The following is a 10,418-nucleotide window of genomic DNA, read 5'->3' on the forward strand; positions in this document are numbered from 1 at the left end:
GCCGTGGTGACGAGAAGACCACGTTCGATCTCTCACCTCGGAGCACTCGATGCCCTTCGCTCTCCACGTGCTTGCCCTAGCGGTCTTCGTCATGGGCACCTCGGAGTTCATGCTCGCGGGATTGCTCCCCGCGATTGCAACCGATCTCGACGTCACCGTCGGCACAGCAGGTCTGCTGACCTCCGCATTCGCCATCGGAATGGTCGTCGGCGCGCCGATGATGGCCGCGTTCGCTCGTCGGTGGCCGCCACGGCTCACGTTGCTCGTCTGCCTGCTCGTGTTCTCGAGCTGCCACGTCGTTGGAGCGATCACACCTGTGTTCCCGCTCCTCCTCGTCACCCGTGTGATCAGTGCGCTCGCGAACGCCGGATTCCTCGCCGTCGCGCTGAGCACCGCAACCGCTCTCGTGCCCGGAAATCGCAAAGGGCGAGCCCTGTCGATCCTGCTGTCCGGCACGACGCTCGCGAATGTCGCGGGCGTGCCTGCCGGGGCGCTGCTCGGCATCGCGATGGGATGGCGCACGACGTTCTGGGCAATTGCCCTCATCTGCATTCCTGCGGCCATCGGGATTCTTCGAGAAGTCGCGAACAAGCCCGGCCAGATGGCGACCAAGGCCGTCTCGCCGAAGCTCCTGGCCGAGCTCGGCCAGTTGGGCTCGCCTCGGCTCGTCCTCGCGATGACGCTCGGCGCACTGGTCAACGGCGGCACCTTCGCAGCCTTCACCTTCCTAGCACCCGTCGTGACCGGGATTGCGGGGCTGGCTGATGGGTGGATCTCCATCGCGCTGGTGATGTTCGGCGTCGGATCGTTCCTCGGTGTCACGATCGCAGGGCGGCTGTCGGATCAACGGCCTGGCCTCGTGCTCGCTGTCGGTGGACCGCTGCTGCTGGCGGGGTGGGTCGTGCTGGCGTTGTTCGCGTCGCATCCCGTGCTCCTCATCGTTCTGGTTCTCGTTCAGGGAATGCTGTCGTTCGGTGTCGGCAGCACCCTGATCACACGGGTCCTCTACGCCGCCTCGGGCGCGCCGACGATGGGTGGTTCGTACGCGACCGCCGCGCTGAACATCGGAGCCGCTGCTGGGCCTGCTCTCGGTGCGTTCGGTCTCGCAACCGGGCTGGGAACGCTCGCTCCTGTGTGGGTCGCTTCCGTTCTGACGGCGGTAGCTCTCGTCATCACGCTCCTGTCGGGACACGCGCTCGTCGAGCGGTGAGCCGACTGGTCAGCCGACCTCTTCCTGCAGCCCTCGCATGGTGTTGATCTCGTCTTGTTGGGTCACCAGGACGTCTTGGGCCATCGCGTGGACCTGTTCCTCGCGGCCCTTGGTCATGATGTCGGTGGCCATCGTCAGGGCGCCTTCGTGGTGGGCGATCATCAGCTGCAGGAAGAGCCGGTCGAAGTCGGCGCCGGTGGAATTGCCCAGCTGGGCGAGCTGTTCCGGCGTCGCCATGCCCGGCATCGTCGAGTGGTCGTGCCCGGTCGGCTGGCCGTGCTGGCCGTGGCCGCTGTGCTCGTCATGGCCGGGCTGCTCGTCGAGACCGCGGCTGGCCAGCCAGCCCTGCATGGCACCGATCTCCGGCCCCTGCGAGCCACCGATGCGCTCCGCCAGCGCCCGGACCTTCGGGTGCTGGGCGCGATCCGGTGCCAGCGCTGTCATCTCCAGCGCCTGCTGGTGGTGCGCGATCATCATGCGCAGGTAGTCCGCCTCCGCGTCGACCGGGACGCCGGCCTCCGGCTCGACGCTCGACACCACCCGCGGCTGGTCCCCCGGTGCGCCCGGCAGCACCACCTTCGGCGATTCCGGCTGCTCGGCCGAACATCCGGCGAGTCCAGCAACCGCGATCAGCAACGCGGCGGTCAACCGGCGCATCCAGTCCTCCTCAGTTCCACGATCTCGTCCACCTTCCAGCACCGAAGGCGTTTAGCCCAGCGGCGCCGTCGCGCAAAACGAGTCCGCCAGATGGGATCCGGCGGCAAAAGCGGCCAACTGGCCTATTGGGTCCAGAACCGGGCAAAACAATACTGATCTCCGGCGGCGGTTTCGATGCGCCGCTGGTCGCAGCTGCCCTCACCAGGGGCGGTGACCGACCCGAGCAGCAGGGGTGGATGGTTTTGAGACGTACTCCCAGGTGGCGCACGTTGGGCGCGGCACTCGGCGTTGTGTCCCTCGGTTTGGCCCTCGCACCGGCCTCGGCCGCGACCCCGGCGCACGACGCCCCGGAGCCTGCGGCGGAGCGCACCGTCGCCGGGCCGACCGGTGACGTCCAGAAGAGCGACAACATCAGGCACGTCGCGAACATGCCGAAGCAGGAACCGTTCAACACGCTGAACGCCTACGGCACGGACATCGCCTTCAAGGGCGACCACGCCTACGTCGGCAACTACGACGGGTTCGTGGTCTACGACATCAAGAACCCGACCAAGCCGTCGATCGTCACGCAGGTGGCCTGCCCCGGCGGCCAGGGCGACGTGTCGATCTCGGGCAACCTGCTGTTCGTCTCCGTCGACTACCCGCGCACGAACGACACGTGCACCAGCGAGTCGACCACCGCGGCCGACCCCAACGGCTGGGAGGGCATGCGGATCTACGACGTCAGCAACCCGGCCGAGCCGCGCTACGTCTCCGCCATCTCCACCGACTGCGGTTCGCACACCAACACCCTGGTGCCGGACAAGGCGGGCAAGGACGTCTACATCTACGTCTCCTCCTACGGTCCGCGGGCGGAGTTCCCGGGCTGCCAGCCGCCGCACGACAAGATCTCGATCATCAAGGTGCCGCTGGACAACCCGGCCGAGCCGGTGCTGGTCGACGCGCCGGTGCTGTTCCCGGACGGCGGCAACCCCGGCAACGGCTACACCAGCGCGACCACCGGTTGCCACGACATCACCGCGTTCCCGGAGAAGGACCTGGCCGCCGGCGCCTGCATGGGTGACGGCGTGCTGTTCGACATCTCCGACCGGGAGAAGCCGCGCGTGATCAACCAGGTCCGCGACGACGAGAACTTCGCGTTCTGGCACAGCGCCACCTTCAACAACGAAGGCACCAAGGTCGTCTTCACCGACGAGCTGGGTGGCGGCGGCGCGGCCACCTGCAACGAGAAGACCGGTCCGACCCGCGGTGCCAACGGCATCTACGACATCGCCGGTTCCGGGGCGGACGCGAAGCTGGAGTTCCGCAGCTACTACAAGATCCCGCGGTTCCAGGAGGACACCGAGAACTGCGTGGCGCACAACGGTTCGCTGATCCCGACCAAGAGCGGCGACTACATGGTGCAGGCGTGGTACCAGGGCGGCGTGTCGGTGTGGGACTTCAGCGACTCGGCCAACCCGAAGGAGATCGGCTACTTCGACCGCACCCCGTTCGACCCGGGCAAGCTGGAGATCTCGGGTTCGTGGTCGGCGTACTACTACAACGGCTACGTCTACTCGAGCGGCATCCAGGACGGCCTGGACGTCCTGGAGATCAACGACCCGCGGACGAACAACGCGAAGAACGTCAGGTACGAGGAGTTCAACCCGCAAACCCAGCCGGTCTACCAGCGCTGACGCGGTGACGACGGAGAAGGGCCTCGCCAGGATCCGGCGGGGCCCTTCCCACGTCCGCGAGCGCTACTGTCGCTGCTGTGACCGACGATGGAGATGAGATCACCGCGGATCTGATCGCGGAGTTGCTCCGGGAGCAGCACCCCGACCTGGCCGACCTGCCGGTGACGTTCGGTGCTCGTGGCTGGGACAACCAGCTGTGGCGGCTCGGCGACGACCTCGCGGTCCGGCTGCCCTGGGCCACCGAGGGCGCGGACGAGCTGCTCCGCAAGGAGCACGCCTTGCTGCCTGCCGTGGCGCCGCGCCTCCCCTTGCCGATCCCCGTTCCGCAGCGCCTGGGCCGGCCCTCGGAGCGGTTCCCGCGCTCTTGGATCGTCACCACGTGGGTCCCCGGTGAACCTGCTGACCGCGCCCCCGCGACTCGCGGCGCGGAAGCGGCCGACACGTTGGCGGCCTTCCTGTCGGCCCTGCACCAGCCCGCGCCTGATGACGCACCGACCGGCCGGCACCGCCGAGGTGCTCCATTGGCCGACATCAGCGAAGGTTTCGGCCCTCTCCTGGCGGAGACGACCGATCGCGGGCTGGTCCCCTGCCCGGACGCCGTGCGCGAGGTCTGGGACGACGCGCTGGCCGCGCCCGCCTGGACAGGTCCGGCGCTGTGGCTGCACGGGGACTTGCACCCGGCGAATCTCCTGACGAGGGACGGAAATTTCTGCGGCGTGGTCGACTTCGGCGACATGTGCGCCGGGGACCCGGCCTGCGACCTGGCCGCCTGCTGGCTCCTGCTGCCCGACGGGGCCGTCGACCGCTTCCACCAGAGCTATTCGCCGGCTGCCGACGCGGCGACCCGGCGCCGCGCCCGCGGCTGGGCGCTGGTGAAGGCGCTCGTCTGCGCGCTCGTCGGCGATGCCGGAGTCCACGGCCACCCGGGAGGAAAGGCCACGTGGGGACCACCAGCAGCCGCGTCCCTGCGGCGCCTCACCGCCTCCTCGGCGCGCTGACCGGACGATGCGGACCCAGCCCGATCAGAGCGATCAGTCGACGATGTGCCGGAGGTAGCTGTCCGGGTTGGCCAGGTAGCGGCGCCAGTGGTCGACGAGCCCGAGTTCGTCCCACCTCGTCCTGCGGGTGCCGTGCTCGCCCACCTCGACGATGTCCGCACCGGGCGTGGCGGCCAGGATCGGCGAGTGCGTCGCGCACACCACCTGCGCGCCGGTCTCGCCGAGCCGGTGCATCAGCGCCACCAGCTTGAGGCAGGACTCGAACGACAGCGCGGCCTCGGGCTCGTCCATCACGTAGAAGCCGCGCTCCCGGAACATCGACTCGAACACGGTGAGGAAGCCCTCGCCGTGCGACATGGTCGAGGTGTCCTCCTCCCAATAGCCGTACAGCTCCAGGGCGCTGATCGTGTTCAGCAGCCCGAACGCGGTCTCGGCGCGGAGGAAGAACCCCTTGCGACTGGTTCGCGGTCCGGTGAGCATCCTCCGCCCGGCCGGGGTGGTCTCCAGCGCGAGCACCTCCCCCAGCGGGGTCTTGGGCCGGTCGTTGACGTACTTGCGGCCCGCCCGCCCACCGTGCGAGTCGAGCTTGAAGCTCTCCGCGAGCGCCTCGACCAGCGTCGACTTCCCCGAACCGTTCTCCCCGACCAGCATCGTCACCGGAGCGTTGAAGGTCAGACCGCGCTCGGCGAGCTCGGCCACGCACGGCACCGTGTACGGCCAGGTGTCGAAGGACTCCGGGCGCTGCGCGTCGGGGATGTAGGCGCGGTGGACGAGCATTCAGCCTCCCGATCAGCGTGGTGGCGTACGCGGACCGGGTGGGTCTCCTCGGTCCGGATCGAGGGTCGCACATGCCCACGACACGACTCGCGCATCGTAGGGGCAGGGGGTTCCTTCCGTTTCACTTCGGGGAAATCGTCCACGTGCGGTTATCGCGAACACACCAGAAGTTGATCGGTTTCGGAACAACCCGCGGTTCGCTCCGCCCGTCTAGAGAGGCGCAAGGAAGATCCCCTCTTCTCAGGACGATTCGAGGAGTTCCACCGATGAACTACCGCCGCCGGGCAATCGCACTGGTAGCAACGGGTTTGGGCTTGGTCGCGCTGACCACGGCGGGTTGCGCGCAGCAGCCCGCGCCCCCGGCCGCCCCGCAGACCGTGGTGATCACCCAGCCCGCACCACCGGCACCCGGCACCAGCGAGTCCACATCGGACACCGAGGAGTCGGGCACGGCGCAGAAGCGGGTACCGAAGATGCACAACGCCGGCCAGCTCGTCGTCAACCTGCAGCGCTACGACGCCAAGACCGGCATGGTCGAGCTCATCGTCCCGGCACCCGGCGAGTACGACAGCGGTGACTGGTCCGAAGACCCCAGCAACCCCGGCGACTTCTTCGTGCCGCTGGCCGACGACATCGAGATCTTCGGCCTGCAGAAGATCTGCTCCGGACGCACCCAGACCAACATGGGTGTCGTCGTGGCCGACGAGCCGTGCACCAAGGACCAGCTGATCACGGCGCTGCAGAAGGGGGCCGTCTACGCCGAGATCGCCCTCAACGACGACGGCGAGATCAGCAGCATGGTCGAGATGCAGGCCTGATCGAATCGGGGGGCACCTCCCGAGCGGAGGTGCCCCTCAGCCGCCGCGCAGGAAGTCGGGGACGTCGAAGGAGCACAGCGGATCGCCGAAGTGGCGACCGGAGGCGACTTCGGCGCCCATCTCGCGCCAGATCTCGGCCTGCTGCTCGCTGGTCACGCCGCCGACCCACAGCTGCGCGCCGCAAGCCCGCGTCAGGGGAACCAGGCTGCGGATCGCCTGCACCTCCGGCTCGTCGCCGGATTCCGAGTCGTGCACTATCGCGACGACCTCGTCGGCCAAGCGCACCGCGTCCACCGGGAGCTCCCGCAGCAGGCGCAACTCCTCCGGCGAACCCTGGAAGCCGTGCAGCGAGACCTTGATGCCGCGACTGCTCAGGAACCGGAGGTTGTCGCGGGTTTCCTCGTTGTCGCCGCGGACCGCGACCATCGGCAGGCACAGCCGCAGCCACTCCGGCTCGATGTCGCAGGAGTCCAGGGCCCGGTGGATCACCGCCGCCAGGTCCGGGTCCTGGCCCTGGTTCGGGCTCAACGACAGGTTCAGCTGCACCCGGTGCCCGTCGGTGTGCCACTCGCACATCTGGCGCCACGCGGTGTCGACCATCCAGTCCCGCAAGGACAGCGTCACCCCGGAGCGCTCCGCCAGGCGCAGGCACCCGTCGTGGTCCAGCGTGTCGTTCTCCGCGGTGTCCCAGCGGAGCCCGGCCTCCAGCCCGAGCAGCCCGGAGCCGTCGAGGCGCACCATCGGGCGGTAGACCACGTCGAACTCGCCCTGCTCCAGCCCGCCCGGCATCACCGCGGCCAGCTTGGACTCGATCCGCTCCTCCGGCGCCCGGTCCGGGTCGAACAGCGCCCACTGCCGCTTGCCCGCCGCTTCCGCGCGCCGCAGCGCGACGTCGGCGGCCCACAGCATGGTCGAGGCTTCCGCCTCGGACACCTGCCGCTGCACCACGCCGACGCTCGCCGAGGCCGCGATGCCCTGGTCACCGACGTAGACCGGCTCGGCGAGCAGGTCGTTGATCAGCCGGACGACCTCGGGCACCGGCGGGGTCTTCTCCTGCTCCCACACCAGGATCGCGAACTCGGTGCCGCCGAAGCGGGCGACCAGCGCCTCCTCGTCCTCGACCAGCTGCTCCAGCCGCCGCGCCACGGTCTTGATCACCAGGTCGCCGACCTCGTAGCCGAGACCGTCGTTGATCAGCTCGAACCCGTCCAGGCCCAGGTGGTAGAGCGTCATCCGGGACTCGCGCGGGAAGTTGACCAGCGCGGCTTCCAGCCGGGTGGAGAAGTACTGCCGGTTGGGCAGCCCGGTCAGCACGTCGTGCAGCGCCTGGTACTGGAACCGGGCCTGCAGCATGTGCAGCTCGGTGATGTCCTCGACCATCGTCACGAAGTTGAGGGGCGCGCCGTTCGAGTCGCGCAGCACCGAAACCGCCAGGTACGCCCAGGCCTCCTCGCCGTTGGCGCGCAGCAGGCGCTTGCGGTCGCTGAGGCGCTTGGCGCCGCCGCCCTCGGCCAGCTCCCGGTAGGCCGCCGCCAGGTACTCGGCGTCCTCGGGGTGGAACAGGTCGTGGATGGTCATCGAGGTCAGGGCCGCGTCCCGGTAGCCCAGGGTGTGCTCCCACGCCGGGTTCACCTGGACGAACTTGCCCTCCAGATCGCAGATCGCGACCCCGATCGGCGTCGTGGTGAACACCTCGCCGAACCGCGCCTCGCTGGCCGCCAGCTCCCGGTCGGCCTTGAGCTTCGCGCGCAGCAGCGCCTTCTTCAGCGTCTCCTGCTGCACGAACGTGCTCTCCCGGTCCGCGGCCGCGTAGCCGGCGGCGATCGCCGCGACCAGCACCAGCATCCGGTGCACCTCGTCCTCGCCGAAGCGCTGCACCAGCGCTTCGCGGAGCAGGTCCAGGCTCAGCGGCAGGCTGGACTCGCCGGTGGCGTGCATCTCCACCAGCCGGGCGCCGACGTCGCGACCGGTCTCGGCCAGGGTCGACGGGTCGTCCAGCGCCGCGACGATGCGGTCGACCAGCTCGCCGAGCACCTCCTCGACGGTCGCGCGGGACAGCGGGATGTAGGAGGCAGTGCTCAGCTGCGCGGCCCAGCGGCGGGCGACCTCGGCCCGCCAGCCACCATCGCGGCGCTGGGGAACCAGCACGCGATGCGGCTCGTCCGCCGTACCCTCGCTCATCTCAACCGTCCAGCAACGTTCGTCGGGCGCTCCGCCCCAGTCACACCTTTCCTAACATCATCGTGGAACCGGCAGGCGCCCCCGCGCCCGCCTCATGGCTTGCGTCCCACCCCCGCGTAGATCTGCGAACCGCCGGGCTCGTCGGCGGCCTGCTCGGGCCGGTCGGGCCGCCAGAGGGCGGTGCCGACCACGCCCGGCTCCACCAGCTCGAAGCCGGTGAACAGCTCGGTGACCTCGGCGTGCGTGCGGGTGTGGATCGGGTCGGCGCTGCGCCGCATCACCTCGACGACACCGGCCATCTCGTCCGGGCTGATGTCGGCGGTGAAGTGCGACAGCGCCAGGAAGCTGCCGGGGGCCAGCGCGTCGCGGTAGCGGGCGATGATCCCCGGGGCGTCGGCCTCGTGCGGCACGAAGTGGAAGACCCCGGCCATGATCAGCCCGATCGGCTGGTCGAAGTCCAGCAGCCGCCGGGTGTCCGGGTGCTGGAGGATCGACTCGGGCTCGACCATGTCGGCCTGCAGGATGGTGGCGCGCTCGTTGCCGTCGAGCAGCAGCTGGCTGTGCGCGACGGCCACGGACTCGTAGTCCACGTAGACCACGCGCGCCTGCGGATCGGCGGTCTGGGCGATCTCGTGCACGTTGCCGACCGTCGGGATTCCCGAGCCCACATCGAGGAACTGCCGGACGCCGTGCTGTCCCATGAAGACCACGGCGCGGCGCAGGAAAGCCCGGTTGAGGCGGGCGACGTCCCTCGCGCTGGGCAGCGCGGTCAGGAACTTCTCCGCCAGCGCGCGATCCGCGGCGAAGTTGTGCGCACCGCCGAGCAGGTAGTCGTAGAGCCGTGCTGCGCTGGGGACCTCTTCGTCGACTTCGTCGGGCACCCAGGTGGTGGCTGGTTCGGTCACGTCTGCCTCGCATTCGCACCGTTGCGTGTCGACCAGACTACTGGGTGACACCACCCCACCCCGCAGGGCGTAATCCCGATGCGATTTCCGTATCGATCGAGATCGTCATTCAGCTGATCGCGGGACCCCGTTTCCCCAGGTGCTGCGGGCGGTTTCGCGAAGCGGGGTGGCGGTCCCGCCAGGAACCGCCACCCCGGGTGCGTGCTTCAGTGCGCCTCTTCGAGGGTTTCGCCGTCGGCGACCAGAGCGTTCAGGGCTTCGACGTCGGCGTCGGAGAGCTCGACGGTGGCGGCCGCCGTGTTCTCCTCCAGGTGCGCCGGGGAGGACGTGCCCGGGATCAGCAGGACGTTCTCCGAACGGCGCAGCAGCCAGGCCAGCGAAACCTGCGCCTGCGTCGCGCCGTGGCGCTCGGCGATGCCGCGCAGCACCTCGTCCTCGCGCGCCCGGCTGTCCGCGAAACCGGAGCCCAGCGGGAAGAACGGGACGAACGCCGCGCCCGCTTCAGCGGTCTTCGCCAGCAGCTCCGCCGAGGTCCGGTTGACCACGTTGTACAGGTTCTGCACCGCGGCGATCTCGACGTGCTGCCGCGCTTCCTCGAACTGCTCGACGGACACATTGGACAGACCGATGCCGCGCACCAGGCCCTGCTCGCGCAGCTCCGCCAGCGCGCCGAGCTGATCGGCCAGCGAGATCCCGCGGTCCACCGTGTGCCGCAGGTAGACCAGGTCCAGCGTCTCCACCCGCAGGCGGCGCAGGTTGTCGTGCACCTGGGCGCGCAGCGCGTCCGGGTGGTTCAGCGGCAGCCAACCGCCCTCGTGATCGCGGTAGGCACCGATCTTGGTGGCCAGCGCCAGGCCGTCGCCGTAGGGGCGCAGCGCCTCGGCGATCAGCTCGTTGACCACCCACGGGCCGTAGAAGTCGCTGGTGTCGATGTGGTCGATGCCCAGCTCGACGGCGCGCCGCAGCACCTGGACCGCCTTCTCGCGGTCGGCGGGCGGGCCGAGCACACCGGGCCCGGCCAACTGCATCGCGCCGAACCCGACCCGGCTGACCTGGCGGTCCGCGGTCAACTGGAACACGCCACCCAGGGCGTTGGAAGCACTCGTCACGCCGCGATGCTGCTAGAAAACGCCACCCCGGGCAACGAGCGGATCCTCACACCCGCCCCGCCAGCCGTGGTCGTGAGTGCGTAACAG

Annotated in this window: 9 protein-coding genes; 4 read left to right on the plus strand and 5 right to left on the minus strand. The window is 69.4% G+C overall.

Going from position 1 to position 10,418, the window contains the following annotated elements:
* Nucleotides 1-49: 49 nt before the first annotated feature.
* The gene (locus tag OU415_RS13365) at nucleotides 50-1,210 is read left to right on the plus strand and encodes a Cmx/CmrA family chloramphenicol efflux MFS transporter (RefSeq protein WP_270949026.1); all 1,161 of its coding nucleotides are present in this window, start codon (nucleotides 50-52) and stop codon (nucleotides 1,208-1,210) included.
* Nucleotides 1,211-1,219: 9 nt separating this feature from the next.
* Here the strand turns inward: OU415_RS13365 and OU415_RS13370 are convergent, their stop codons facing one another.
* Nucleotides 1,220-1,867 (minus strand): DUF305 domain-containing protein, encoded by a 648-nt coding sequence (locus tag OU415_RS13370; RefSeq protein ID WP_270949027.1) that lies wholly within the window; start codon nucleotides 1,865-1,867, stop codon nucleotides 1,220-1,222.
* 236 nt (nucleotides 1,868-2,103) lie between these two features.
* Between OU415_RS13370 and OU415_RS13375 the strand changes: the two genes are divergently transcribed.
* The gene (locus OU415_RS13375; RefSeq protein WP_270949029.1) at nucleotides 2,104-3,543 is read left to right on the plus strand and encodes an LVIVD repeat-containing protein; all 1,440 of its coding nucleotides are present in this window, start codon (nucleotides 2,104-2,106) and stop codon (nucleotides 3,541-3,543) included.
* A gap of 77 nt (nucleotides 3,544-3,620) precedes the next feature.
* Nucleotides 3,621-4,541 carry an aminoglycoside phosphotransferase family protein gene (locus OU415_RS13380; protein WP_270949030.1) on the plus strand — a complete coding sequence of 307 codons (921 nt, stop codon included), beginning with the start codon at nucleotides 3,621-3,623 and terminating at the stop codon, nucleotides 4,539-4,541.
* A 33-nt stretch (nucleotides 4,542-4,574) separates the two neighbouring features.
* Here OU415_RS13380 and OU415_RS13385 read toward each other — a convergent pair whose 3' ends face one another.
* Entirely contained in the window at nucleotides 4,575-5,318 is a 744-nt protein-coding gene (locus OU415_RS13385) for an AAA family ATPase (protein WP_270949031.1), read from the minus strand.
* A 266-nt stretch (nucleotides 5,319-5,584) separates the two neighbouring features.
* On the opposite strand from OU415_RS13385, the gene OU415_RS13390 reads away from it, so the two are divergent.
* Entirely contained in the window at nucleotides 5,585-6,136 is a 552-nt protein-coding gene (locus OU415_RS13390) for a hypothetical protein (protein WP_270949032.1), read from the plus strand.
* Nucleotides 6,137-6,172: 36 nt separating this feature from the next.
* Here OU415_RS13390 and OU415_RS13395 read toward each other — a convergent pair whose 3' ends face one another.
* The 3 genes from OU415_RS13395 to OU415_RS13405 all read right to left on the minus strand — a co-directional run bounded on the left by OU415_RS13395 (nucleotide 6,173) and on the right by OU415_RS13405 (nucleotide 10,331).
* Nucleotides 6,173-8,317: a putative bifunctional diguanylate cyclase/phosphodiesterase gene (locus OU415_RS13395; protein ID WP_270949033.1), complete on the minus strand. Its 2,145-nt coding sequence runs from the start codon at nucleotides 8,315-8,317 to the stop codon at nucleotides 6,173-6,175.
* 92 nt (nucleotides 8,318-8,409) lie between these two features.
* Nucleotides 8,410-9,222 (minus strand): SAM-dependent methyltransferase, encoded by an 813-nt coding sequence (locus tag OU415_RS13400; RefSeq protein WP_270949034.1) that lies wholly within the window; start codon nucleotides 9,220-9,222, stop codon nucleotides 8,410-8,412.
* Nucleotides 9,223-9,428: 206 nt separating this feature from the next.
* Complete coding sequence (locus OU415_RS13405) at nucleotides 9,429-10,331, minus strand: oxidoreductase (RefSeq protein ID WP_270949035.1); 903 nt, start codon at nucleotides 10,329-10,331, stop codon at nucleotides 9,429-9,431.
* Nucleotides 10,332-10,418 lie beyond the last annotated feature (87 nt).

This window comes from Saccharopolyspora oryzae (genome assembly GCF_027853915.1).
GTDB classification, from domain to species: Bacteria; Actinomycetota; Actinomycetes; order Mycobacteriales; family Pseudonocardiaceae; genus Saccharopolyspora; species Saccharopolyspora oryzae.